Genomic DNA, 26,158 nt, shown 5'->3' on the forward strand with positions numbered 1-26,158 from the left:
CTTTCATTTTTTGCCGGTGCCCGCCAAAAATCCTTGGATGGCATTGAACCGAAGCTCCAATAATCAATCACACCAAGGCGGGTCTTTCTGAGGAAAGCCCGCCTTTTTGTTTTTCACCGCCCATTTCCACGCCACACACAAAGCCCTCGGGTTTTTAATTTCACTTATGACAGTTTCCACCGAAGGCATGAAGGTCAACTGGGGCTCGCGCACCCTGCGCGCGTCGGTGGAGTTGCTGTCGTCGATGCGCTTTTCGATCTCGCTTCTGACGGTCATCTGCATTGCCTCGGTGATCGGCACGGTCCTCAAGCAGCAAGAGCCCCTTGGCAACTACGTCAACCAGTTCGGGCCGTTCTGGGCGCAGGTGTTCAGCCTGGCGAGCCTCAATACGGTCTACAGCGCTTGGTGGTTCTTGCTGATCCTGGCGTTCCTGGTGCTGTCAACGTCCCTGTGCATTGCCCGCAACACACCCAAGATCCTGGCCGATTACAGCCAGCTCAAAGAAGACGTGCGCGAGCAAAGCCTGAAGGCCTTTGGCCACCGCGCGCAGGCGGGTTTGGCCGAGTCGCCGGAAGTGGCCGCGCGGCGCATTGGCCAGACCCTGGTGCAAAGCGGCTGGAAGGTCAAGCTCCAGCAGCGCAGCGCCGGCTGGATGGTCGCCGCCAAGAAGGGCTCGGCCAACAAGCTCGGCTACATCGCCGCGCACAGCGCCATCGTGCTGATCTGCGTGGGCGGACTGCTTGACGGCGACATGATCGTGCGGGCGCAGATGCTGCTGAACGGCAAGTCCACCTTCACCGGCGGTGGGCTGATCGCCAACGTGCCGGCCGAGCATCGGCTGAGCGAGCGCAACCCCACCTTTCGCGCCAACCTGCTGGTGGCCGAGGGCACGCAGTCGAGCACCGCGATCCTGAACCAGCCGGGCGGCGTGCTGCTGCAGGAATTGCCTTTTGCCATAGAACTGAAGAAGTTCAGCGTCGAGTACTACTCCACCGGCATGCCCAAGCTGTTTGCCAGCGACATCGTCATTCACGACAAGGACACGGGCGAGAAAACGCCGGCGCGGGTCGAGGTCAACCATCCGGCCAGCTACAAGGGCATCGAGATCTACCAGTCCAGCTTTGACGACGGCGGCTCCAGTGTCACGCTCAAGGCGATTCCGATGTCCGCCGCCAGCAATCCTTTCGAGATTCAGGGAACAATTGGCGGCGCCAGCGCCCTGACCAACGGCCAGGGCGCTGGCGCCGAGCAGCTCACGCTGGAATACACCGCGCTGCGCGTCATCAATGTCGAGAATTTCGCCGGCGTTTCGGGCAATGCGTCCAGCCCGGGCGCCGATGTGCGCAAGGTGGACCTGCACAAGGCGATTGAAACGCGGCTGGGTGCGGCCAACAAGACCGTCACGCAGAAGAAACTGCGCAATGTCGGCCCCAGCGTCAGCTACAAGCTGCGCGATGCGGCCGGACAGGCGCGCGAGTTCCAAAATTACATGCTGCCGGTCAAGATGGATGACAACCCAGACACCCCGGCCATGTTCCTGATGGGTGTGCGCGAGAACACGGTGGACGCCTTCCAGTACCTGCGCATTCCGGCCGATCCGGAAAGCAGCACGGCAACCTTCGCGCGCCTGCGTGCCGCGCTGGCCGATCCGGTGCAGCGCGACCTGGCCGTCAGGCGCTACACCCGCCTGGCCATTGGCACGGACCGCCCGGAACTCGCGCAGCAACTCAACGAGTCGGCATCGCGTGCGCTGGCGCTTTTTGCCGGCGCGGACGCTGGTCTGCCAGCCGTTGCCGGTACGCCAGCCGGCAAGGCAAAACCGCCATCAGGCTTGCAGGCCGTCTCGGACTTCATGGAGGCCAATGTGCCTGAAGCCGAACGCAGCCGCGCTGGCGAAGTGCTGATACGCATCCTCAACGGCGTGCTGTTCGAGCTGACCTCGATGACGCGCGAGCAAGCTGGCCTCAAGCCTTTGGCGCAGGACGGGAAAACGCAGGCCTTCATGTCGCAGATGGTGCTGAGCCTGTCGGACGCGCCGCATTACCCGGCGCCCATGGCCTTTGAGCTGAAGGATTTCAAGCAGGTCCAGGCCAGCGTTTTCCAGGTGGCGCGGGCGCCAGGCAAGACCATCGTCTACCTGGGCTGCGCCTTCCTGATCCTCGGTATCTTTGCCATGCTTTACATCCGCGAGCGCCGGATATGGGTCTGGCTGGCGCCTGCCCCTGCACCCGTTAATGCTGATTCCGAAGGCGGTATCGAGACCATGCATTCGGTGTCAAAATCTGCCGGAAAAGCCCAAGCCACCATGGCCTTGTCCACCAACCGCAAAACCATGGACGGCGACAAGGAATTTGAGATGTTGAAGACAAAATTGCTGCAGGCGCCCCTATGAATACCACGACAAGCATCAACACCACGACCACCCTTTCGGCCGGACGCGCAGGCAGCGCGCTGAGCCTGAACGAAGGCTATTTCGCCAGGCGCAATGCGCTGGACTGGGTGTTTGCCATGCTGGTGGCGGGCGGCTTTTTGTATGCCTTTGCCCAGTACAGCGCGTACATGGATGTCTATGAAAAAAGCATCTTGTTTGGTGCCATTCCGGCCACCATTGCCATGGGCTGGTTCTGGCGGCCACTGCGTGTGCTGATGATGGTCGTCGCCGGTTTGGCCCTGCTGGGCATCACGTCTTACCAGGGCGATTTGGCGCGGGCCGAGCAGGTGTTCTGGCTCAAGTATTTCCTGTCCAGCCAGTCGGCGATCCTGTGGATGAGCGTGCTGTTCTTCATGAGCACGATTTTCTACTGGCTTGGCATGTTCGCCAGCAACAAGCCGAACAGCGTCGGATCAAGCCACAGCGCCACGCTGGAGTCGCTGGGTTCCAAAATCGCCTGGGTTGGCGTCGGCATGGCGCTGATCGGCACGCTGGTGCGCTGGTACGAAAGTTACCTGATCGGCCCGGACATCGGCCACATTCCGGTCAGCAACCTGTATGAAGTGTTCGTGCTGTTTTGCTGGATGACGGCGGCTTTTTACCTGTATTTCGAAGCCGAGTACAAGACCCGCGCGCTGGGCGCTTTTGTGATGCTGGTGGTCAGTGGCGCGGTCGGTTTTCTGCTCTGGTACACCGTCATTCGCGAAGCGCATGAAATCCAGCCGCTGGTGCCGGCGCTGAAAAGCTGGTGGATGAAGCTGCATGTGCCGGCCAACTTCATCGGCTACGGCATGTTCGCGCTGGCGGCCATGGTGGCGCTGTCCTACCACGTCAAGCAGCAGGCTCAGGAAACCCGCTGGTACAAGCTCACGCCGCTGTGGATGCTGGGCGTGGTGCTGTGCTTCGTGCCTATCGTGTTTCGCAAGTCGCCTCTCGAAGCCGGCGGCAGCAACTACTGGATCGGTTACCTGCTGGTGGCCGGCCTGATTGCCGGCGGCATCTTGCTGGGCCGCAAGCACATCGCCGCGCGGCTGCCAAGCCTGGAAGTGCTGGACGACGTGATGTACAAGGCGATTGCCGTCGGCTTTGCGTTTTTCACGATTGCCACGGTGCTGGGCGCGCTCTGGGCGGCCGAGGCCTGGGGCGGCTACTGGAGCTGGGACCCGAAGGAGACCTGGGCATTGATCGTCTGGCTGAACTATGCCGCCTGGCTGCACATGCGGCTCATGAAGGGCTTGCGCGGCACGGTGGCGGCCTGGTGGGCGCTCGGCGGCCTTGCCGTCACCACCTTTGCCTTTCTGGGCGTCAACATGTTCCTGTCGGGTCTGCACAGCTACGGAACCTTGTAGGCACCGGGCGAGTCCCTGTCATTGAATCCTTTGCGGGACTTGCCGCGTACTACCGGCAACCATTGCAGGATTGAAAGGAACCATCATGCTCATCAAGACAAATTCCAGCGGATTCAGCCATCCGGTTTCCAATGACATCACGCCGCAAGGTATCTATCAGGGCCGGCGCGACCTGATCAAGCTCATGGCCACGGGAACGGCCGGCGCGGCACTGGCCGGCTGGGCCGGGCGCAATGCGCTGGCGCAAACCGTCCAGAAACCCGGCAAGCTGGCGGCGCTGGCCGGCGGAAAATCAGCGGCGGCTGGCGCGGTGACGATGGAAAAACTCACCGACTACAAAGACGCGACGACCTACAACAATTTCTACGAATTCGGCACCGACAAGGCCGACCCGTCGAAAAATGCCGCGACATTGCCGGTCAAACCGTGGTCGGTCGCGGTCGAAGGGCTGGTCAAGAATCCTAAAACCTTCACGCTCGAAGAGCTGCTCAAGCTCAGCCCGCAGGAAGAGCGTATCTACCGCCTGCGCTGCGTCGAGGGCTGGTCGATGGTGATTCCGTGGGTAGGGTATTCGCTGTCCGAGCTGATCAGGAAGGTCGAGCCGCTGGGCAGCGCCAAATACGTCGAGTTCATCACGCTGGCCGATCCCAAGACCATGCCGTTTGTCGGCTCGCGCGTGCTCGAATGGCCTTATGTCGAGGCCTTGCGCCTGGACGAGGCGATGCATCCGCTGGCGCTGCTGACCTTTGGCATGTATGGCGAAGTGTTGCCCAACCAGAATGGCGCGCCGGTGCGCCTGGTCGTGCCCTGGAAATACGGCTTCAAGAGCGGCAAGAGCATCGTCAAGATCCGCTTCACCGACAAGGAGCCGCGCACCGCCTGGAACAAGGCCGCCGCGCAGGAATACGGCTTTTATTCGAACGTCAACCCGCTGGTGGACCACCCACGCTGGAGCCAGGCCACCGAGCGGCGCATTGGCGAGGACGGGCTGTTCGCCAAAAAGCGCAAGACGCTGATGTTCAACGGCTACGAAGCGCAAGTCGGCCAGCTCTACGCCGGCATGGACCTCAAGAAGAATTTCTGATGGCTGCCGCGATGGCGGGGCGGCAAAAATGGTTGCTGCACCCTGGGTCCAAGCCGCTGGTTTTCATGCTGTGCCTGCTGCCGTTCGCATGGCTTTTCTACCAGGCCTTCAGTGACCAGCTGGGCGCGAATCCGGCTGAAGCCTTGATCCGCGCCACGGGTGACTGGACCTTGCGTTTTGTCTGCATCGTGCTGGCGGTCACCCCTTTGCGGATCATCAGTAAAACCCCGGCGCTGGCGCGCTTTCGGCGCATGCTGGGGCTTTTTTGCTATTTCTATGTCGTCGTCCATCTGCTCAGCTACAGCTGGTTCGACATGGGTTTTGACGTGGCCGACATTGTCAAGGACATCATCAAGCGGCCGTTCATTCTGGTGGGCTTTTCGGCCTTCGTGCTGCTGACTCCGCTGGCGGCCACATCGTTCAATGCGGCCATCAAGGCCATGGGGCCAAAGCGCTGGCAGTTGCTGCACAAGCTGGTCTACCTGATCGCCGGTCTGGGCATCCTGCATTTTTTCTGGATGCGCGCCGGAAAAAACAATTTTAATGAAGTCTTTGTCTATGCCGCCATTGTCGCCATGCTGCTGGGCTGGCGGGTTTGGAACCATTGGTCGAAGTCACGCAAGCAACTTTCCCGCCAGTCAGCCGTTGGCGTTCATTGAATTTGTTTGCTATTAAATAAATAGCATACTATGCCCAAGGACAGGGCGGTAAAGGCATATTTTTCTTAAAATTAAGGCGGTTTTGGCACTGGGCGCCCATGACCCCGCCGGGTGCTGCGGAATCAAGGTAGCAGCAATTCACCGCGAAAGGTGTCGGCCGCTGACTCGCGCTCACGAATCAGCCGGGCCACGTCGCCATCCACCAGCAGTTCCGCAGCGCGGCCCCGGGTGTTGTAGTTGCTGGCCATGCTCATGCAGTAGGCGCCGGCGGACATGACGGCCAGCTGGTCGCCGGCCGCCACATTGAGCAGGCGGTCGCGGCCAATCCAGTCGCCGCTTTCGCACACCGGACCGACCACGTCGTAAACCAGCCCGGCAGACTTCGGGGTTAGCGGCTCGACCGGCACGATGGCATGGAAGGCTTGGTACATGGCCGGGCGGGGCAAGTCGTTCATGGCCGCGTCAATGATGCAGAAGTTCTTCTGTTCGCCGGGCTTGAGGTAAAGCACTTCGGTGATGCAGATGCCGGCATTGCCGACCAGCGAGCGGCCGGGCTCGATCATCAGTTTTCTGCCGCCATAGCCGCGCGCATCGAGCTTGGCCAGCAGCTGCCGCCAGAGCGCGTCGGCTTCGGGCGGCGTGTCGTCGTTGTAGTTGATGCCCAGGCCACCGCCAAAGTCGATATGCGCCAGCGCAATGCCGGCCGCTTCAATCACGGCCACCAGGTCCAGCATTCTGTCCATGGCATCGAGGTAGGGCGTTGCATCGGTGATCTGCGAGCCGATGTGGCAATCAATGCCAACGACCTTCAGCCCTTGCAGCGAAGCGGCATGCTGATAAATGCGCAGGGCGTCTTCATGCGCAACGCCAAACTTGCTGCCTTTCAGACCGGTGGAAATATACGGATGCGTCTTGGGATCGACATTTGGATTGACGCGGATGCTCACCGGCGCGCGCAACTTCATTTCAAGAGCCACGCTAGAGAGCACGTCAAGCTCGGCTTCGCTTTCGACATTGAAGCAGCCAATGCCTGCCGCGAGCGCCTGCCGCATCTCCGCCCGGTTTTTGCCGACGCCTGAAAAAATGACCTTTTTCACGTCGCCGCCCGCCGCCTGAACCCGCTCCAGTTCGCCGCCCGAGACAATGTCAAAGCCGCATCCCGCTCGCGCAAACACCTGCAGCACGGCCAGGGAGGAATTGGCCTTCATCGCATAGCAGATCTGCGCATCCCGGCCTTCAAAGCCGCGCTGGTAAGCCGCCAGCGCCGACAGCATGGCGGCTTTTGAATAGATGAACAGCGGCGTTCCGTAGGTGGCGGCCAGTTCGCTGACGCGCACCGCCTCGGCAAACAGTGCGTTGCCCTGGTAGGAAAAGTGGGGATGGCCGGGAAGGACGGGAAGTAGCATGGGACGGGTTCTGTTAGCAAGGGGCAAGAATGGGAGCGATGACGGGCTGGCCCTGCGGGAAGGCTGCATAAACTGCCGCCATGCGAGTCAGCGCATCAAAGGATCTAGGAGTGCCATGTCGCCAGCGCCTATCGCGCTGCCGATGCCGGGGCAGTCGCCGGCGCGGGAAGCTGGGAAAGGCCGGGCGACATTGCCAGCGCAGGCGCCTGTGGCGGCACCGGCAAAAACAGCGGGCCTTTCTGCCCGCAGCCGGACAGCATTGCAGCGCCCGCCACGATGGCGAGAAAACCATGCCTGGTAACGACACGGGCAAGGCGGCCTAGAATTCGGTGTGAAAAAACCATGACAGGATTGTAATGACGGACCTTCAATACCAGAACCAGGCGGAGAGCGTGCTCAAGGCCATCGAGCAGGCCTGCGACCGGCTGAACGACGAAAGCGATGTGGACATCGACAACCAGCGCACCGGCGGCATGATCACGCTGAGCTTTTCAAACCAAAGCCAGATCATCATCAACCTGCAAAAGCCGCTGCAGGAAATCTGGATGGCAGCCAGGGCTGGCGGTTTTCACTACAAATTCAATGGCGGGCAATGGCTTGACACCAAGGATGGCCGGGAGTTCTTTGCCAATTTGTCGCGTTACGCCAGCGATCAGGCAGGCCAGCCACTGGTGTTTGCCGCTGCCGCCTGATCCTTGGAAATCCCTGAACAAAAAAACGGACCTTCAAGGTCCGTTTTTTTGTTCAGGGATTCTCCCGGACCCGGGTAACGATCAGTTCTTGAACAGATCCAGGATTCGTTTTTTCTCGTCAGACGGGGGCAGGACTTCAATGCCACCGCCCGGCGCAGGCGCTGTTTCCTCGCTGGAAGCACCCGCCTCCGGCTGCATGCCCACGCTGCTGATGCCCGCGCCTTTGGCATATTCTTCGTAGTACCACTCGCCATTGAGATTCACCACGCCTGCCGGCGGCTGGTACTCGGTGACCGGCACGCCCTTGAGGGCGTATTCCATGAAGTTGATCCAGATTGGCAGGCTTAAGCCCCCGCCTGTTTCACGGTCGCCGAGCTTCTTGGGCGTGTCGTAACCCATCCAGACCGCCGCCGCCAGCGTCGGCTGGAAACCGACAAACCAGGTGTCGATCGAGTCATTGGTCGTGCCGGTCTTGCCGAAGATATCCGGCCGCTTGAGCATGGCCTGGGCCTTGGCGGCGGTGCCTGAACGCGCCACTTCCTGGAGCAGGCTGTTCATGATGAAAGCATTTCGGGCATCAATGCCGCGCATCGACTCGTTGAGCGCAGGAGGCGTGACGTCCAGCAAAACTTTGCCGCGCTGGTCGGTGATTTTGGTGACCAGGTAAGGATTGACGCGGTAGCCGCCGTTGGCAAAAACCGAATATCCCGTCGCCATCTGCATCGGCGTGACCGAGCCCGCGCCCAGTGCCATGGTCAGGTAGGCCGGATGCTTGTCCGCGTCGAAACCGAAATGCGTCACCCACTCCTGCCCATACTTGGCGCCGATTGATTGCAGGATGCGGATCGACACCAGGTTCTTTGATTTCTTCAGGGCCGTGCGCAGGCTCATCGGGCCTTCAAAGCCGCCGTCATAGTTTTTCGGTTCCCACGGCTGCCCGCCGGTCACGCCAGCATCGAAAAACAGCGGCGCGTCGTTCACGACCGTGGCCGGGGTAAAGCCTTTTTCCAGCGCCGCCGAATAAATAAAAGGCTTGAAGCTCGAACCGGGCTGGCGCCAGGCCTGGGTCACATGGTTGAACTTGTTTTTCTCGAAATCAAAGCCGCCAATCAGCGCGCGAACCGCGCCATCGCGCGGGTCCATGGCCACGAAGGCGCCTTCGACTTCCGGCAACTGGGTAATTTCCCAGTCATCCTTCGGCGTCTTGGCTACCCGGATCAGTGCGCCCGGACGAATCTTGATGTTCGGGCTGGCCTTGTCGGCCAGACCCGACTGCGCAGGCCGCAGGCCTTCTCCGGTGATGGTCACCTTTTCGCTGTTCAGACGCATCGCAATGATCCGCTTGTGGCTGGCCTCCAGCACGACAGCCGACATGATGTCTCCGTTGTCGGGGTTCTCGGCCAGGGCGTCGTCAATGGCGTCTTCAATTTCCGGGGGGTTGGACGGCAGGTCGATGAATTTTTCGGGACCCCGGTAAATCTGCCTGCGCTCGTAATCCATGATGCCCTTGCGCAAGGCCTTGTAAGCCATGGTCTGGTCGGCGGACTTGAGAGTGGTGTAGACATTCAGCCCGCGCGTGTAGGTTTCTTCGCCATACTGGTTGAACACAAGCTGGCGAACGGTTTCGGCCACGTATTCGGCATGCACGCGCCCGGCATCGCGTCCGGTCCTGATCTGAAGTTCTTCTTCCCGAGCCGTTTTTGCCTGCTCGGCATTGATGAAGCCGTTTTGCTCCATGCGCTCGATGATGTAGAGCTGACGCGTCCGGGCGCGGCTGGGGTTGGCGATCGGGTTGTAGGTCGAAGGCGCCTTGGGCAGGCCGGCCAGCATGGCGGCTTCGGCAATGCTGACATCCCTGAGCGGCTTGCCGAAATACGTTTCCGCTGCAGCGGCAAAGCCGTAGGAGCGATTTCCCAGAAAAATCTGGTTCATGTAGATCTCGAGAATCTGGTTCTTCGACAGTGAACGCTCCAGCTTGAATGTCAGCAGGATTTCATAAATCTTGCGCGTGTAGCTCTTCTCGGCCGTCAAATAGACATTGCGGGCAACCTGCATCGTGATGGTCGATGCGCCCTGGCTTTTCGCCCGGCCCAGGTTGGCCAGCGCTGCACGCACCACGCCCAGATAATCCACCCCGCCGTGCGAGAAAAATCGCGCGTCCTCGATAGCCAGCACCGCATCTTTCATGATCTGCGGAATTTCATCGATAGGCGTGAGCCTTCGGCGCTCCTCACCGAATTCCCCGATGATGACGCCGTCAGCCGTGTAGACCCGCAACGGTTGCTTCGGGCGATAGTCCGACAGAGCCGAAATATCAGGCAGGTTGGGATAGGCGACTGCCAGCGCAACCGCCAGAAAAATCGCCAAGCCGGCAAGACCGGCCAGCACCAGGCCAATGCTGCCGAGAAAGAACTTCGCAAAAGAGCGCAGCCAGGAAGAAGGCCGCTTTACCGCACTGGGTTTTGATCGGGAATCAGGGGTCCGGGAAGAAGAGGGCATCAAGGTCAATCAATAGAGTCGCAACCGCATTATAAAAATTTCTTGATGCCCAAGCATGTCGGGCATGTAGCCGTGAATTGCACTGTTACACCCACGGATAAATTTTTACATCAGTGCAATCTCTGAAATTCGTCTGAATTTGACAACGAACGTCTTGTTCTCATGCGTAAAAGTGATTACTCCCGCAGGGGCTTGCTGCTAACATTCGGTAGATTTTTAAGCAAATAGGTTACATAGTAGCCGTACATCCGGGGGCGCCCTTGATCTCACTGGGATCGTTATTCAACCGTCAACAACCCCCTTTGCTGGGCGTGGACATCAGCTCGTCCAGTGTCACGCTGGTCGAGGTGAGTCGCGACAAGGCTGGCCGTCTGGTTCTCGAGCGCTGCGCCATCGAGCCATTGGAAGCCGGATGGGTTACCGATGGCAACATCGAAAAATTCGATGAGGTGGCGGACGTGCTTCGCCGCGTCGTGAAAAAGAGCGGCACGCGCACGCGAAACGTTGCCATGGCGCTGCCTCCCTCCGCCGTCATCAGCAAAAAGATCGTTCTGCCCGGCGGGCTAAGCGATGCCGAGCTGGAAATTCAGGTCGAATCCGAAGCCAACAAATACATTCCCTTTTCGCTTGATGAAGTCAGCCTTGATTTTTGCGTCCTGGGGCCCAGTGCAACGTCCAATGGCGATGTCGAAGTGCTGATTGCCGCTTCGCGCAAGGAAAAGGTCCAGGACCGGCAGGGCTTGGCTGAAGCCGCCGGGCTCAAGCCCATCGTGGTGGACGTTGAGTCCTATGCGTCCCGCCTTGCCACGGCCCGGCTGATCGAGAACATGCCCAACAAGGGCGTGGACACCATGGTGGCGCTGTTCGAAATCGGCTCCGTGACCACCAGCATGCAGGTCATCAGGAATGATGAAGTCCTGTACGAACGTGACCAGGCATTTGGCGGCGCGCAGCTGACCCAGCTGATCGTCAGGCAATATGGTTTCTCGCTTGAAGAGGCCGAAATCAAAAAGCGCGGCGCGGACTTGCCGGAAGACTATGCCCTGGGTGTGCTGAAACCGTTTGTCGAAAGCATGACTCAGGAAATCAGCCGTGCGCTCCAGTTTTTCTTTACCAGCACACCCTACAACCGGGTTGATTATGTGATGCTCGCCGGTGGCTCCTCTTCATTGGGCGGGCTGACGGAATCGGTGACGAAGCAGACGGCTTTTGCCTGCCAGCTGGTGAATCCTTTTGACGGAATGGAAATTGGCAGCGGCGTCATGGAAAACAGGATGCGGCGCGAAGCCTCCTCTTACCTGACCGCCTGCGGCCTTGCTTTGCGAAGGTTTGTCCAGTGATTCTGATCAACCTGCTGCCGCACCGGGAAGCCGCCCGAAAACGCCGGCGTGAAGTCTTTTTCGTGACCCTTGGCCTGGCTGCCCTGGCCGGCGTGCTGATCTGCAGCGTGACGTATTCCTGGTATTTGACGCAGATCGAAAGCCAGCGCGGCAGAAACACTTTTTTGCAGTCTGAAATCAAACGCCTTGACGAACAGATCAAGGACATTGCCACCTTGCAGGCCGAAATCAACTCGCTCAAGGCGCGCCAGACCGCCGTCGAGGATTTGCAGGGAAACCGCAATCTGCCGGTGTATTTGCTGCGCGAACTGGTCAGGCAGCTGCCCGACGGGGTGTATGTGAACAGCCTCAAGCAGGAAAACCAGACGGTGTTGCTCACAGGCATCGCGCAATCCAATGAACGTGTTTCGGAGCTTTTGCGCAATGTTTCCAACAACAGCGCCTGGCTGTCCAAGCCCGAGCTGGTGGAAATCACCGCAGGAACGGTGACGCTGAGTCCGCGCGACCAGCGCCGGGTTTCAAATTTCTCGATGCGGATGGAAATCAAACGGACCAGTGATCAAAAAGAGGCAGCCTCGTCGGCACCTGCCGCAGCCAAGCTCTGATGCGGCACGAATGAATTGATCATGGCAAAAAAAACGTCCAAACCCTCCTTTGATTTTGCAGCCTTCCAAAGCCGCATACAAAACCAGTTCACCGGCCTGGACCCGAACGATCCGTCGTCCTGGCCGGCTTTTCCGCGCTACCTTCTGTGCGCTGCCCTCACGGTTGCGGTGGTGGTGGCGCTCTGGTTTGTCTGGCTAAGCGCAGCGGATGAAGAACTGACCGCTGAAAAGGCCAAGGAAGTCCAGCTCCGTCAGGACTACACCGGCAAGCTGACGCAGGCAGTCAATCTGGAAGCGCTGAGGAAGCAGCGTGAACAGGTTCAGCAGTACGTGACGCAGCTTGAAAAGCAGTTGCCCAGCAAGGCTGAAATGGATGCCTTGCTGTCCGACATCAACCAGGCCGGCCTGGGCCGCAGCCTTCAGTTCGAACTGTTTCGGCCTGGGCAGGTGATCGTCAAGGATTACTACGCCGAATTACCTATTGCGGTCAGGGTCACGGGTCAGTACCACGACATGGGCGCATTTGCAGCCGATATAGCCAACCTTTCGCGCATTGTGACGCTGAACAATATGGCCATCACACCGGCAAAAGACGGCAACCTGGTCATGGACGCGACGGCAAAAACCTTCCGCTATCTGGACAGCGAAGAAATTGCCTTGCAGAGCAAAAATGCTTCGGCCAACGGAGCCAAGAAATGAGCGTCCCTCGACAAGCCCTTGCCTTGACCATGGCCTGCAGCCTGCTTTTGCTGGCCGCTTGCGGTTCATCGGATCAGGAAGAGTTGCAGCAGTGGATGAGCGCCCAGCGCGACATCACCCGGCCCAAGGTCGCGCCTTTGCAGCAACCAACCCAATTCAGGCCTGAAACCTACGGCCAGGAAGGATCGATCGAGCCTTTCAGCAACCAAAAACTGGTGCAGGCGCTCAAACGCGATTCCAGCCAGGCAACTTCCAATGCAGCGCTGATCACGCCGGAACTGAGCCGGCGCAAGGAGCCGCTGGAGGCCACGCCGCTGGACAGCGTGGCCATGGTTGGCAGCCTGACAAAAGCCGGGCGGCCCGTGGCGCTGGTGCGGGTTGACAACCTGATCTACCAGGTGCGCGTCGGCAATTATCTGGGCCAGAACTATGGCCGTATTACTTCCGTGACCGAAGCCAGCGTGGTATTGCGTGAAATCGTGCAGGACGCAGCAGGCGAGTGGACAGAGCGGCCAGCGACTTTACAGCTTCTAGAGGAAAAGAAATGAACAAGCAGACAGCGGAATTGGCAGTGAAGGCGAGAGCGCAAGAAAGTCTGCCGCGTTTGCTTGGGCGTGTCGTGCGCCGCGCATTGCTGGGTGTGATGGTGGTTGCCGGCAGCATGCCCTTGCTGGCAAGGGCAGAAAATTTCATTCAGGCCGTTTCGGGCTCGGTGCAGGGTGGCTCGGAAGTGATCCGGATCGAACTGGCGGAGCCGCTGGCCAGCGTTCCCGCGGGTTTCAGCATTCAGTCGCCTGCCCGTATCGCCCTTGACTTTCAGGGCGTCAGCAATTCACTGGGCCGCTCGGCGATTGAAATCAACCTAGGCAACATGCGCTCAGCCAATGTGATCCAGGCCGGCGAGCGTACCCGCGTCGTGCTTAATTTAAAAACGCCAACATCGTACAAGGCCGAGCTGCAAGGCAAGTCTTTGCTGATCATTCTGGATTCGCAGGCCGTGGCAGCGCCTTCGGCGGCCGCAGCCCCTGCGTTCGCCGAAAGTCGTAACCGCGACACGCTGCCTTTGAGGGACATCGATTTCCGGCGTGGTCCCAACAACTCGGGCCGCATCGTGGTTGCCCTGCCGAACAATGAAGTCGGCGTGGATATTCGCCAGCAGGGCAAGACCGTGGTGGTGGAATTCCTGAAAACCGCACTGCCCGAAGGGCTGCGCCGCCGGCTCGATGTCACTGATTTCGGAACTCCGGTGCAAATCGTCACCACCTCGCAAGTGGGCGACAAGGTTCGGATGGTGGTGGAACCCACCGGCCAGTGGGAGCAAAGTGCCTACCAGAGCGACAACCAGTTCGTGCTGGAAGTGCGCCCGCAAAAGGTCGATCCTGACAAGCTGACCCAGGGAACGGGCTTCAATGGCGAAAAGCTGTCATTGAATTTTCAGAACATTGAAATCCGCTCATTGCTGCAGGTGATTGCCGATTTCACCAACTTCAATGTGGTCACTTCAGACACGGTTACCGGATCAGTCACCTTGCGTCTGAAAGACGTGCCATGGGACCAGGCGCTGGACATCATCCTGCAGGCCAAGGGTCTGGGCATGCGCAAGACAGGCAATGTGCTGCTGATCGCGCCCAAGGACGAACTCGCAGCCAAGGACAAGCAGGAACTGGAGTCACGCGTGGCGATTCAGGGCCTTGAAGCGGTTCGCACGCAGTCGTTTCAGATCAACTATGCCAAGGCCAGTGAAATTGCCGCGCAGATTTCCGCTGGCGGTGCGGGCGCGAACACGGCCCGGATACTCTCCAGCCGGGGCAGCGTGATTGCAGAGCCGCGCACCAACCAGCTGTTCGTCACGGACATTCCATCCAGGCTGGAGCAGGTGCAAAGCTTTATTGGCAAGCTGGACATCGCCGTGCGGCAGGTGCTGATTGAAGCGCGCATCGTGGAGGCTTCCGACACGTTTGGCCGCTCTTTGGGCGTAAGGCTGGGCGGCGGAATGATTGGCGCGGCCGGTGCCTTGTCCAATGGCAATACCAATGTCACGCTGGGCACCAACTACGGCGCGACGGCTGCTGACACCAGTGGCAATTTCGTCAGCTTTCCCGCTTCAACGCTCGGCGTTGCGAACAATGCGGCTTCGTTCGCGGTGTCGATTTTCAATGCAGCGGCGAACCGCTTCCTCAATCTGGAGTTGTCGGCGCTCGAAGCCGATGGCAAGGGAAAGATTGTTTCCAGCCCGCGCGTGGTTACAGCGGATCAGGTCAAGGCGCTGATCGAGCAGGGCACCGAATTCCCTTACCAGACCGCCACCTCCAGCGGCGCCACGTCGCTGGCATTCCGCAAGGCCAACCTGAAGCTTGAAGTCACGCCGCAGATCACGCCCGAAGGCAACATCATTCTGGACCTGGACGTGAACAAGGACAGCCGTGGTGAAACCACCGCCGCCGGTATCGCTATCGACACCAAGCACATCCAGACCCAGGTGCTGGTCGAGAACGGCGGAACGGTCGTGATTGGCGGCATCTTCACGCTGGAAGAAACCAACAATGAAACCAAGGTTCCGTTGCTGGGCGATGTGCCTTACCTGGGCAACCTGTTCAAGAGCCGTGAGCGCACGTCCCGGAAACAGGAAATGCTGGTGTTCATCACGCCGAAGATGATTACAGACCGTGCTGCTGCGCGATAAATTGGTATGTATTCTTTGAAGTATCGAAAGAGTGAAATGAAGTTTTTTAAATATTTATCGGCTGCTGCGCTGGCTGTTGCTTTGGTGGCTTGCGGTGGGGGCGGTGGGAGCGCGGGTACGGTTCCGGGATCAACGACGCCAACTACTCCGACGACGCCTACTACGCCTACGACGCCTACGACCCCAACGACGCCTACGACCCCAACGACTACTGCAATTGATGCGACCGTCAAGGACATGCTTTTATTTTTAGATAAGACAATTGTCAAAAACACAGGCTCGGATATTGCCAAACTAACCGTTATTGCCCTTGATTCGAACAATAACGTGGTCGTAGGCGCCACGGTGAATGTGACCTCTGATCCGGGTTCAGTGACTGTGAAGAGCGCTCCAGTGACGGACTCCGCCGGGACTGTAGTCGCGACAATTGGTACGGGGAGCGACAAGTCAGATAGGCAGATCAATGTGTCTGCCACCGTCAATGGCATAACTAGGCAGACTGGTTTTCAAGTAGTCGGGAGTAAGCTGGTAGCCTCTCCGTCGTCCGGTACTCCGGCACCGAACTCGCTGGTTACCCTAAACATCGGTTTAAAGGACTCAACTGGGGTCGGGATCGCAAGTACGACACTTACGGTTTCTGGTGCTGTAGCAACACTCACAGGCCAGACGGTAAAGACTGACGCCAGCGGCAATGCGGTTTTGACATTCAATGCGCCGGCCGTCAACGGAACTTACGATATCAATGTGACTGGTTCTGGTACGCAAGTTTCTACCCAAATCACCGTGTCAACCTTGGGGTTGATCCCGGATGCAACACAGCTAGTGACGCCATCGTTCTCTATATCTCCGAATGTTCTGGCGACAAACGGCAATGGAAGCTCGGTGAATCAGGCCGTATTGCGAACTCTTTTCGTAAATTCGAGCAGCGTGCCTATTCCTAATGTCCGGGTTCGATATGACATCATCAGCACAGGTCTGGGCTCCACCGATTCGTCCATCGTGACCGGTACCAATACCGTACACAGCGGTTCTTCTGGGGCCGCTGTTTCCGCTTTGATCTCAGGTCAGACTGGAAGCGCGAACAATGGCGTGCTTATTAAGGCCTGCTATGACACCAAGGACTTTGCGCTAGCAGCCTGTCCCAATTCTGTTACCGCCAATCTCACGATTTCCGCGCAAGCTGTGAGCGTGTCTATCGGTGATGACCTCCTATTGGCCAAAGATACAGGGATATATGTTCAGAGCTTGGTGGTCACTGTTGTTGACTCGGCCGGGCGTGCAGTGGCTAACGCGCCAGTGAGCTTTTCCGCTGATATTACGCACTATGGCAAGGGGCAATTTGCTGATAACGGCACGTACTCGTTGTCTTCAAGCGCTATAAATCAGGCCATTCCTGACCTGGTAACAACTCCGGTGATATTTGGCAGACGGGTGCTTTGCCCGAATGAAGATATCAACAGGAATGGAATAGTTGATGCAGGCGAGAACATCAATTTCAGTGTGGACACCGCTGGGCAACCTACCCTTGAGCCGCGCGCTGCGGATGTCAGTATTGCGCTTGCTGATCCTTCTATAGCGACGACCAATGCATCGGGGAAACTACTGTTGAAGGTGACGTATTTGCAGAGCGTTGCCACTTGGGAGGTTTATCGTATACGAGTAACCACAAGTGTCGCCGGATCTCAAGGCTTGGCTGAACGCGCATTCATAACCAATTTCAACGTGGGCGATGATGCAGTCGGTGCGCCGTTCAAAACGCCTCCTTATGGTGTGGGCTCCTGTAGCGAAGCTTTCTGATGCCGTGTTATCGATTCTTCTGATCGGCCTCCCCGGCTCCGGTAAATCCACCGTCGGGCGGCAAATCGCCCGACGGTTGAAACTTGCTTTCCTCGACTCCGACCACGTCATCGAGGAGCGGCTGGGCTGCTCCATTCGCGACTATTTCGAGCGGGAAGGGGAGTCAAGCTTTCGTGATGTTGAGGAAACTGTCATTGACGAATTGACAGGCCTGAACGGCGTAGTGCTTTCAACCGGCGGTGGTTCGGTACTGCGACTGGCCAACCGCCAGCGACTGCATGACCGGGGCCATGTGGTTTACCTGCGTTCTTCGCCTGAAGAACTGTTTCGCCGGCTCCGCCATGATGTCAGCCGTCCTTTGCTGCAGGTTGCCGACCCCCTTGGCCGCCTGCGCGACCTGTACGCCCAGCGCGACCCGCTGTACCGGGAAACCGCGCATTTCGTCATTGAAACCGGCCGCCCCTCGGTGTCCACATTGGTCAACATGATCGCCATGCAGCTCGAACTGGCGGGCATCGTTCCGGGGTCATGAAGCCGCGTCATTCAGCAGTGTTGACCCTCAACACCGCGTAATACAGCAGCTCGTCAATCCCTGCCGAAAAGTGCCTCTACACTTCGGTGATGCAAGCAAATCCTTTCTTTTCACCCGCAACGGCGCAGGTCAACATCAACCTGGCCGAACGCAGCTACCCCATCGTGATCGGCACCGGTTTGCTGGGCCAGGCGCAAACCTACCAGCACCTTCCCAAGGCCGCAACGGCGCTCGTGGTGTCCAACACGACCGTGGCGCCCTTGTATGCGGCGCAACTGACCGAAGCCCTGCGCGCGCACTATGCTCGCGTGCTGCTGGTCACGCTGCCCGATGGCGAGGCGCACAAGGACTGGCCGACGCTGCAATTGATTTTTGATGCATTGCTGGAAAACGGCTGCGACCGCAAGACCGTGCTGTTTGCCCTCGGCGGCGGCGTGGTGGGCGACATGACCGGTTTTGCCGCCGCCAGCTACATGCGCGGCGTGCCGTTTGTGCAGGTGCCGACGACGCTGCTGGCCCAGGTCGATTCGTCGGTCGGCGGCAAGACCGCTATCAACCACCCTCTGGGCAAGAACATGATTGGCGCGTTCTACCAGCCGCAACTGGTGGTGTGCGACCTGGACGCGCTCAAGACATTGCCCGACCGCGAACTGAGCGCCGGCCTGGCCGAGGTCATCAAGTACGGTCCGATTGCCGACATGGCTTTCCTCGGCTGGCTGGAAGCCAACCTCAACGCGCTGCTGGCCAAGGACCCGGCCGCGCTGGCGCATGCCATTCAGCGCAGCTGCGAGATCAAGGCCTGGGTGGTCGGCCAGGACGAACGCGAGTCGGGTTTGCGGGCGATTTTGAATTTCGGCCACACCTTTGGCCACGCCATCGAGTCCGGGCTGGGCTACGGCGAATGGCTGCACGGCGAAGGCGTGGGCTGCGGCATGGTGATGGCGGCGCATCTGTCGCAGCGGCTGGGCCGGGTGGATGCGGCGTTTGTTGAACGCCTGACCGCACTGGTGCAGCGCGCTGGTTTACCGGTCAAGGGGCCGGTGCTCTCAAGCACCGACAACGCGGGCCGCTACCTCGACCTGATGCGCATTGACAAAAAATCCGAGGCCGGCGAGATACGTTTCGTGGTGATCGACGGCCCCGGCAAGGCCACCGTGTGCGCCGCGCCCGATGCGCTGGTGCGCGAGGTAATCGACGGGTGCTGCGCCTGATCAGCAAGTTATGCAATCTACTATGAAATTAATAGCTGCTTGCGCCCGTGGATACTGCGCAATCAGCCTTTTTGATGCATAAAACATGAATCTGGCTGCCTACGCCTGTGATCCGGCCCTGTCGCGCGGCCGCCGCATTCCCGAGCCGGTGGCGCCGACGCGTTCGGACTTCCAGCGCGACCGCGACCGCATCGTCCATTCCACTGCGTTTCGCCGGCTGGTCTATAAAACCCAGGTCTTCCTGAACCACGAAGGCGACCTGTTCCGCACCCGGCTGACGCATTCGCTGGAAGTCGCGCAACTGGGCCGCTCCATCGCCCGCACCCTGCAGCTCAATGAAGACCTGGTCGAGGCGATTGCGCTGGCGCACGACCTGGGCCACACGCCTTTCGGCCACGCCGGACAGGATGCGCTGAATGCCTGTCTCAAAAATCACAATCCCGAAAGCGCCGGTTTCGAGCACAACCTGCAAAGCCTGCGCGTCGTCGATGCGCTGGAAGAGCGTTACCCGGACTACGACGGCCTGAACCTGACCTTCGAGACGCGCGAAGGCATTTTGAAGCACTGCTCGAAACGCAACGCCCGTCACATCGAGGCCAGAGAGCCGGGCGGCGTGGCCCGCCGGTTTGTCGATCAGCCCGGCCACGAGCCGGCTTGGCGGCAACCCAGCCTGGAGGCGCAGCTGGCCAATCTGGCCGATGAAATCGCCTACAACGCGCACGACATGGACGACGGCGTGCGCTCGGGCCTGCTGAGCCTGGAGCAACTCGAAGACGTGCCGCTGTTCAGCCGCTACCGGCGCGAAACGCTGACCGTTCATCCCCGGCTGCAGGGCCGGCGCCTGCTGTTCGAAACCATACGGCGCATGCTCAGCGCGCAGGTTTACGATGTCATCGATGCCACCCGGCTGGCGATTCAGCAGGCTGCGCCAGCTGATGTTCAGGCGGTTCGCCAGCACGCGGGTCTGGTCTGTTTTTCAGACCAAATGGCCTTGCAGTCCACGTCCCTCAAGCGCTTCCTGCTACAAAATTTATACCGCCATCCGCAGGTGGCGCAGACCACGCAGGCGGCCCAGCAGGTGGTGCGCGACCTGTTCGATGCCTACATGTCCGATCCGGCGCAGATGCCGCAGGCGCACATCGACCGCTTTGACGGCAGCGACAGCCCGCAAGCCGCCGCTGCCAAACCCGAGCGCGTGGTGGCCGACTACATCGCCGGCATGACCGACCGCTTTGCCGGCAAGGAGCATGAGCGGCTCATGGGGCATGCGGTTTTTTCTGTCTGATTCTTCGGGTTCGTGGCGAGCCGCCAGAGCTTTGAGGCGGCGAATACGCTGCGCGCTGCCGTCATGTGACAGCGGCGGGCGTGGTGGCCGCGCTGCATGTCGGCAAACTGCCGCCGGCCTGGCAGCTTCATCATCTATTCGGGGTCAGAACCCCATTATCATGACGCACACTTCCGGCATTGCAACTCATGGCCCGTCTTCCCCGCCTAGCCATTCCCGGCTACCCGCACCACATCATCCAGCGCGGCAATAACCGGCAGGCGATTTTTTCATCGGTGGCTGACTTCCAGATGCTGCTTTCGCTGCTGGATGAAAATGCGCAGAAGTTCGGCGTCGCGGTGCATGCCTATGTGCTGATGGACAACCATTTCCACCTGCTGGCCACGCCGGCCACCGCCGAAGGCCTGCCGCAGATGATGCAGGCCGTGGGCCGGCGCTATGTGCGTTATTTCAACGATCGCCAGGGGCGCACAGGCACGCTGTGGGAAGGGCGGTACCGCTCGACCGTGATCGACACCGACCGCTACCTGCTGGCGTGCATGGCGTACATCGACCTCAATCCGGTGCGCGCCGGGCTGGTCAGGGAGGCCGCCGCCTATCCGTGGTCCAGCCATGCGCACTATGTTGGCCAGCGGGCCGACCGGCTGGTCACGCCGCACGCACTGTTCTGGACGCTGGGCAACACCCCATTTTCGCGCGAAGCGGCTTATGCGGCGCTGGTCGCCCAAGGCGTCGCGCCGGGTCAGCAGGAAGCGCTGACTCGTGCCGCGCTGGGGGGGTGGGCGCTGGGCGATGAACGCTTTGTCGCGAATCTGCAAAAGCAGACCAGCCGCCGCGTCGTGAAAACCAAGGCCGGACGGCCTGTATCGGTCAATAAACTGGATTAAAAACGGGGTTTGCGCTTGACTGTAATTGATAGTTTGCTATTTATTTTGATATGTCCCTATATTTTTAACCCTGAGCCGAAGCTCGGATTAATTGGAATCTGACCCCGATTTAAAAATTTGTCATGCGCTCTGGCATGTACTATGCTCGTCTTTTTAAAAATTGAAACACCCGGCGAGCAGGGCTCGCGTTTCGATCCACGCCTCCTGCTTCCCCACTGACAAGGAATTGCCATGACCACGGCTGCTGAAATCAAGCATTTTGAACAACACGGTTTGTACGCGGGCGCCAACGAGCACGATGCTTGCGGAGTCGGCTTCGTGGCGCATATCAAGGGCCACAAGAGCCATGCCATCGTCGCGCAAGCGCTGAAGATTCTTGAAAACCTCGACCACCGGGGCGCCGTGGGGGCTGACAAGCTGATGGGCGATGGCGCCGGCATTCTGATCCAACTGCCCGACGCTTTGTACCGCGAAGAAATGGCCGCGCAGGGCATTGCCTTGCCGCCACCGGGCGAATATGGCGTGGGCATGGTGTTTTTGCCCAAGGAGCATGCCTCGCGCATGGCCTGCGAGCAGGCGCTGGAACGCGCCGTCAATGCCGAGGGCCAGGTGCTGCTCGGCTGGCGCGATGTGCCGGTGAACCGCGACATGCCCATGTCGCCGACCGTGCGCAAGAAAGAACCCATCCTGCGCCAGATCTTCATCGGCCGCGGCAACGACGTGATCGTGCAGGACGCGCTGGAGCGCAAGCTCTACGTGATCCGCAAGACCGCCAGCGCCGCCATTCAGCGCCTGCAGCTCACGCACAGCAAGGAATACTACGTTCCCAGCATGTCCAGCCGCACCGTGGTCTACAAGGGTCTGCTGCTGGCCGACCAGGTCGGCACTTACTTCATGGACCTGCTGGATGCGCGCTGCGTTTCCGCGCTCGGCCTGGTGCACCAGCGCTTTTCCACCAACACCTTTCCCGAGTGGCCGCTGGCGCACCCGTACCGCTATGTTGCGCACAACGGCGAGATCAACACCGTCAAGGGCAACTACAACTGGATGAAGGCGCGCGAAGGCGTGATGTCCTCGCCAGTGCTGGGCGCCGACCTGCAAAAGCTCTACCCGATCAGCTTTCCCGGCCAGTCCGACACCGCCACCTTCGACAACTGCCTGGAGTTGCTGACCATGGCTGGCTACCCGATCAGCCAGGCCGTGATGATGATGATTCCCGAGCCGTGGGAACAGCACACCACCATGGATGAGCGCCGCAAGGCTTTCTACGAATACCACGCCGCCATGCTCGAACCGTGGGACGGCCCGGCGTCCATCGTCTTCACCGACGGCCGCCAGATTGGCGCCACGCTGGACCGCAACGGCCTGCGCCCGTCGCGCTACTGCGTCACCGACGACGACCTGGTCATCATGGCCTCCGAATCCGGCGTGTTGCCGATTCCCGAACACAAGATCATTCGCAAATGGCGCCTGCAGCCCGGCAAGATGTTCCTGATCGACCTGGAGCAGGGCCGCATGGTCGATGACGAGGAAATTAAGGCCACGCTGTCGCACAGCAAGCCCTACAAGCAGTGGATCGAGAACCTGCGCATCCGGCTCGACGACGTGGCCGGCAAGACGAAAGAAAGCGCGCCAGCGGCTCCCGTGGCGCCCGAATTGTCCCTGCTGGACCGCCAGCAGGCTTTCGGCTACACCCAGGAAGACATCAAGTTCCTGCTCTCGCCGATGGCCGCCAACGGCGAGGAAGCCACCGGCTCGATGGGCAACGACAGCCCGCTGGCCGTGCTGTCCAACAAGAACAAGCCGCTGTACAACTACTTCAAGCAGCTGTTCGCGCAGGTGACGAACCCGCCCATTGACCCGATCCGCGAAGCCATCGTGATGTCGCTGGTGTCCTTCATCGGCCCCAAGCCCAACCTGCTGGACATCAACCAGGTGAATCCGCCGATGCGGCTCGAAGTCAGCCAGCCGGTGCTGAACAACGCGGATATGCAAAAGCTGCGCGACATCGATATCCGCACCCAGGGCAAGTTCAAGAGCTACACCCTGGACATCACCTATCCGCTGGCCTGGGGCAGCGAAGGTGTCGAGGCCAAGCTGGCGTCGCTGTGCGCCGAAGCGGTCGATGCGATCAAGACCGGCAAAAACATCCTGATCGTCAGCGACCGCGCCCTGAACGCCACGCAGGTTGCGATTCCCGCGCTGCTGGCGCTGTCGGCGATTCACCAGCATCTGGTGAAGGAAGGCCTGCGCACCACCGCCGGGCTGGTGGTCGAAACCGGTTCGGCCAAGGAAGTGCATCACTTCGCGGTGCTGGCCGGCTACGGCGCCGAGGCGGTTCACCCCTACCTCGCGCTGGAAACCCTGGCCGAACTGTCCAAGGGCCTGCCGGGCGACCTGAGCACTGAAAAGGCCGTCTACAACTACACCAAGGCGGTCGGCAAGGGCCTGTCCAAGATCATGTCCAAGATGGGCGTGTCGACCTACATGAGCTATTGCGGCGCGCAGCTGTTCGAGGTCATCGGCCTGAACCGCCACACCGTTGACAAGTTCTTCACCGGCACGGCCAGCCAGGTCGAGGGCATGGGCGTGTTCGGCATTGCCGAAGAAGCGCTGCGCATGCACAAGGCTGCCTTCAGCGACGACCCAGTGCTGGCCAACATGCTGGACGCCGGCGGCGAATACGCTTGGCGCGTTCGCGGCGAAGACCACATGTGGACGCCCGACACGATTGCCAAGCTGCAGCATTCGACGCGCGCCAACAACTGGAACACCTACAAGGAATTCGCCCAGCTGGTCAACGACCAGAACCGCCGCCACATGACGCTGCGCGGCCTGTTCGAGTTCAGGATCGACCCGAGCAAGGCCATCCCGATCGACGAGGTCGAGCCAGCCAAGGAAATCGTCAAGCGCTTTGCCACCGGCGCCATGTCGCTCGGCTCGATCAGCACCGAGGCGCATGCGACGCTGGCCGTCGCCATGAACCGCATCGGCGGCAAGAGCAACACCGGCGAGGGCGGCGAAGACCCCAACCGCTACCGCCAGGAACTCAAGGGCATCCCGATCAAGCGCGGCGACACGCTCAAAAGCGTGATCGGCGAAAAAGTTGTTGAAGTCGATCTGCCGCTGCAAGACGGCGACTCGCTGCGTTCGCGCATCAAGCAAGTCGCGTCGGGCCGTTTTGGCGTCACCGCCGAATACCTGGTGTCGGCCGACCAGATCCAGATCAAGATGGCGCAGGGCGCCAAGCCGGGCGAGGGCGGCCAGCTGCCCGGCGGCAAGGTCAGCGAATACATCGGCCAGCTGCGCTTTTCGGTGCCCGGCGTGGGGTTGATCTCGCCTCCGCCGCACCACGACATCTACTCCATCGAAGATTTGGCGCAACTGATCCACGACCTGAAGAACGTCAACCCGCGTGCCAGCATCAGCGTCAAGCTGGTCAGCGAAACCGGCGTCGGCACGATTGCCGCCGGCGTGGCCAAGGCCAAGGCCGACCATGTGGTGATTGCCGGGCATGACGGCGGCACGGGCGCTTCGCCCTGGTCGTCGATCAAGCATGCCGGATCGCCGTGGGAAATCGGCCTGGCCGAAACCCAGCAGACGCTGGTGCTCAACCGCCTGCGCGGCCGCATCCGTGTGCAGGCCGACGGCCAGATGAAGACCGGCCGCGACGTGGTGATTGGCGCGCTGCTCGGCGCCGACGAGTTCGGCTTTGCCACCGCGCCGCTGGTCGTTGAGGGCTGCATCATGATGCGCAAATGCCACCTCAACACCTGCCCGGTCGGCGTCGCCACGCAGGACCCGGTGCTGCGCCAGAAGTTCAGCGGCAAGCCCGAGCATGTCGTCAACTATTTCTTCTTTGTTGCCGAGGAAGCCCGCCAGCTGATGGCGCAGCTCGGCATCGCCAAGTTCGACGACCTGATCGGCCGTCCCGAACTGCTTGACATGCAAAAAGGCATTGAACACTGGAAGGCACGCGGCCTGGACTTTGGCCGCCTGTTCTATCAGCCCCAGGTGCCGGCCGACGTGCCGCGCCTGCATGTGATGAACCAGGACCACGGCCTGGAAAAGGCGCTCGATGTGCGCCTGATCGAGAAATCGAAGGCCGCGCTGGAAAAGGGCGAGAAGGTCCAGTTCATCGAGGTGACGCGCAACGTCAACCGCACCGTCGGCGCCATGCTGTCGGGCGAACTGACGCGCCTGCGCCCCGAAGGCCTGCCGGACGACACGCTGCGCATCCAGCTGGAGGGCACGGGCGGCCAGTCGTTTGGCGCTTTCCTGGCCAAGGGCATCACCATGTACCTGATTGGCGACGCCAACGACTACACCGGCAAGGGCCTGTCGGGCGGACGCATCGTGGTGCGCCCGAGCATCGACTTCCGGGGCGAGGCGGTGAAGAACACCATCGTCGGCAACACCGTGCTGTACGGCGCGACCACCGGCGAAGCCTATTTCAGCGGCGTCGCCGGCGAACGCTTCGCGGTGCGCCTGTCGGGCGCCACGGCGGTCGTCGAAGGCACGGGCGACCATGGCTGCGAATACATGACCGGTGGCACGGTCGCGGTGCTGGGCAAGACCGGCCGCAACTTTGCCGCCGGCATGAGCGGCGGCGTGGCCTATGTGTACGACGAGGATGGGCTGTTTGCGACGCGCTGCAACACGGCCATGGTGTCGATGGACAAGGTCGTGCTAACGGCCGAGCAGCACACCCATGACCATTCCGACTGGCACGGCGGCGAAAGCGACGAGGAGCAGCTCAAGCGCCTGCTGCAGGACCACAACCGCTGGACCGGCAGCAAGCGCGCCAGAGAGTTGCTCGACACCTGGAACGTGTCGCGCCTGAAGTTCGTGAAGGTCTTCCCGAACGAGTACAAGCGCGCCCTGATCGAGCGCAAGGAGCGCCGGCTCGAAGCCGCGACCGAAACCACCAGCGCGCAGGTGGCGACGAACTGGGAAGCAGTGGCCGCCAAGTAAGCCGGGCCGGGCCGGCACAACGGCC

General features: G+C 60.3%; 19 protein-coding genes. 16 read left to right on the plus strand and 3 right to left on the minus strand.

Annotation, left to right across the window (positions count from 1 at the left end):
- The first annotated feature begins 166 nt into the window (after window positions 1–166).
- The 4 genes from ACP7AD_RS06215 to ACP7AD_RS06230 all read left to right on the plus strand — a co-directional run bounded on the left by ACP7AD_RS06215 (window position 167) and on the right by ACP7AD_RS06230 (window position 5,523).
- Window positions 167–2,392, plus strand: a complete 2,226-nt coding sequence (locus ACP7AD_RS06215; RefSeq protein WP_426145594.1) for a cytochrome c biogenesis protein ResB — start codon at window positions 167–169, stop codon at window positions 2,390–2,392.
- Complete coding sequence (gene ccsB, locus ACP7AD_RS06220) at window positions 2,389–3,780, plus strand: c-type cytochrome biogenesis protein CcsB (protein WP_426145596.1); 1,392 nt, start codon at window positions 2,389–2,391, stop codon at window positions 3,778–3,780. Before ACP7AD_RS06215 ends, ccsB begins: the two co-directional genes overlap by 4 nt.
- Before the next feature lie 85 nt (window positions 3,781–3,865).
- Window positions 3,866–4,864 (plus strand): protein-methionine-sulfoxide reductase catalytic subunit MsrP, encoded by a 999-nt coding sequence (gene msrP / locus ACP7AD_RS06225; protein WP_426145597.1) that lies wholly within the window; start codon window positions 3,866–3,868, stop codon window positions 4,862–4,864.
- Window positions 4,864–5,523 (plus strand): sulfite oxidase heme-binding subunit YedZ, encoded by a 660-nt coding sequence (locus ACP7AD_RS06230; RefSeq protein WP_426145598.1) that lies wholly within the window; start codon window positions 4,864–4,866, stop codon window positions 5,521–5,523. Before msrP ends, ACP7AD_RS06230 begins: the two co-directional genes overlap by 1 nt.
- A gap of 122 nt (window positions 5,524–5,645) precedes the next feature.
- Here ACP7AD_RS06230 and lysA read toward each other — a convergent pair whose 3' ends face one another.
- Window positions 5,646–6,929 carry a diaminopimelate decarboxylase gene (gene lysA / locus ACP7AD_RS06235; RefSeq protein ID WP_426145600.1) on the minus strand — a complete coding sequence of 428 codons (1,284 nt, stop codon included), beginning with the start codon at window positions 6,927–6,929 and terminating at the stop codon, window positions 5,646–5,648.
- Between the two features lie 128 nt (window positions 6,930–7,057).
- Window positions 7,058–7,273 carry an LPS translocon maturation chaperone LptM gene (gene lptM, locus ACP7AD_RS06240; protein ID WP_426145602.1) on the minus strand — a complete coding sequence of 72 codons (216 nt, stop codon included), beginning with the start codon at window positions 7,271–7,273 and terminating at the stop codon, window positions 7,058–7,060.
- Between the two features lie 12 nt (window positions 7,274–7,285).
- On the opposite strand from lptM, the gene cyaY reads away from it, so the two are divergent.
- Window positions 7,286–7,621 (plus strand): iron donor protein CyaY, encoded by a 336-nt coding sequence (gene cyaY / locus ACP7AD_RS06245; protein ID WP_426145604.1) that lies wholly within the window; start codon window positions 7,286–7,288, stop codon window positions 7,619–7,621.
- Between the two features lie 81 nt (window positions 7,622–7,702).
- On the opposite strand, the gene ACP7AD_RS06250 is transcribed toward cyaY, so the two are convergent.
- Window positions 7,703–10,120, minus strand: coding sequence for a penicillin-binding protein 1A (locus ACP7AD_RS06250; protein ID WP_426145606.1), 2,418 nt, complete (start codon window positions 10,118–10,120; stop codon window positions 7,703–7,705).
- A 260-nt stretch (window positions 10,121–10,380) separates the two neighbouring features.
- Here ACP7AD_RS06250 and ACP7AD_RS06255 point away from each other — a divergent pair, with 260 nt between their 5' ends.
- The 11 genes from ACP7AD_RS06255 (at window position 10,381) to ACP7AD_RS06305 (ending at window position 26,133) form a co-directional block, all read left to right on the plus strand.
- On the plus strand, window positions 10,381–11,460 hold the full coding sequence (locus ACP7AD_RS06255; RefSeq protein WP_426145607.1) for a pilus assembly protein PilM: 1,080 nt from the start codon (window positions 10,381–10,383) through the stop codon (window positions 11,458–11,460).
- Complete coding sequence (locus tag ACP7AD_RS06260) at window positions 11,457–12,065, plus strand: PilN domain-containing protein (RefSeq protein WP_426145609.1); 609 nt, start codon at window positions 11,457–11,459, stop codon at window positions 12,063–12,065. Before ACP7AD_RS06255 ends, ACP7AD_RS06260 begins: the two co-directional genes overlap by 4 nt.
- A 21-nt stretch (window positions 12,066–12,086) precedes the next feature.
- Window positions 12,087–12,764 carry a type 4a pilus biogenesis protein PilO gene (locus ACP7AD_RS06265; RefSeq protein ID WP_426145611.1) on the plus strand — a complete coding sequence of 226 codons (678 nt, stop codon included), beginning with the start codon at window positions 12,087–12,089 and terminating at the stop codon, window positions 12,762–12,764.
- A complete protein-coding gene (locus tag ACP7AD_RS06270) occupies window positions 12,761–13,312 on the plus strand; it encodes a pilus assembly protein PilP (RefSeq protein WP_426145612.1) in 552 nt (183 codons plus the stop codon). Before ACP7AD_RS06265 ends, ACP7AD_RS06270 begins: the two co-directional genes overlap by 4 nt.
- A complete protein-coding gene (gene pilQ / locus ACP7AD_RS06275) occupies window positions 13,309–15,447 on the plus strand; it encodes a type IV pilus secretin PilQ (RefSeq protein WP_426145614.1) in 2,139 nt (712 codons plus the stop codon). Before ACP7AD_RS06270 ends, pilQ begins: the two co-directional genes overlap by 4 nt.
- 36 nt (window positions 15,448–15,483) lie before the next feature.
- On the plus strand, window positions 15,484–17,244 hold the full coding sequence (locus ACP7AD_RS06280) for a hypothetical protein (protein ID WP_426145616.1): 1,761 nt from the start codon (window positions 15,484–15,486) through the stop codon (window positions 17,242–17,244).
- A 4-nt stretch (window positions 17,245–17,248) separates the two neighbouring features.
- Window positions 17,249–17,776 (plus strand): shikimate kinase, encoded by a 528-nt coding sequence (locus ACP7AD_RS06285; protein WP_426145618.1) that lies wholly within the window; start codon window positions 17,249–17,251, stop codon window positions 17,774–17,776.
- A gap of 89 nt (window positions 17,777–17,865) precedes the next feature.
- Window positions 17,866–18,987, plus strand: a complete 1,122-nt coding sequence (gene aroB / locus ACP7AD_RS06290; protein ID WP_426145619.1) for a 3-dehydroquinate synthase — start codon at window positions 17,866–17,868, stop codon at window positions 18,985–18,987.
- A gap of 85 nt (window positions 18,988–19,072) precedes the next feature.
- Complete coding sequence (locus ACP7AD_RS06295; RefSeq protein WP_426145621.1) at window positions 19,073–20,272, plus strand: deoxyguanosinetriphosphate triphosphohydrolase; 1,200 nt, start codon at window positions 19,073–19,075, stop codon at window positions 20,270–20,272.
- Window positions 20,273–20,460: 188 nt separating this feature from the next.
- Window positions 20,461–21,159, plus strand: a complete 699-nt coding sequence (locus ACP7AD_RS06300; RefSeq protein WP_426145623.1) for a transposase — start codon at window positions 20,461–20,463, stop codon at window positions 21,157–21,159.
- Window positions 21,160–21,390: 231 nt separating this feature from the next.
- On the plus strand, window positions 21,391–26,133 hold the full coding sequence (locus tag ACP7AD_RS06305) for a glutamate synthase-related protein (RefSeq protein ID WP_426145624.1): 4,743 nt from the start codon (window positions 21,391–21,393) through the stop codon (window positions 26,131–26,133).
- Window positions 26,134–26,158 lie beyond the last annotated feature (25 nt).

Origin of the sequence: Polaromonas sp. DSP2-3-2b2, from assembly GCF_049895905.1 — a bacterium.
GTDB lineage: Bacteria > Pseudomonadota > Gammaproteobacteria > Burkholderiales > Burkholderiaceae_C > Polaromonas.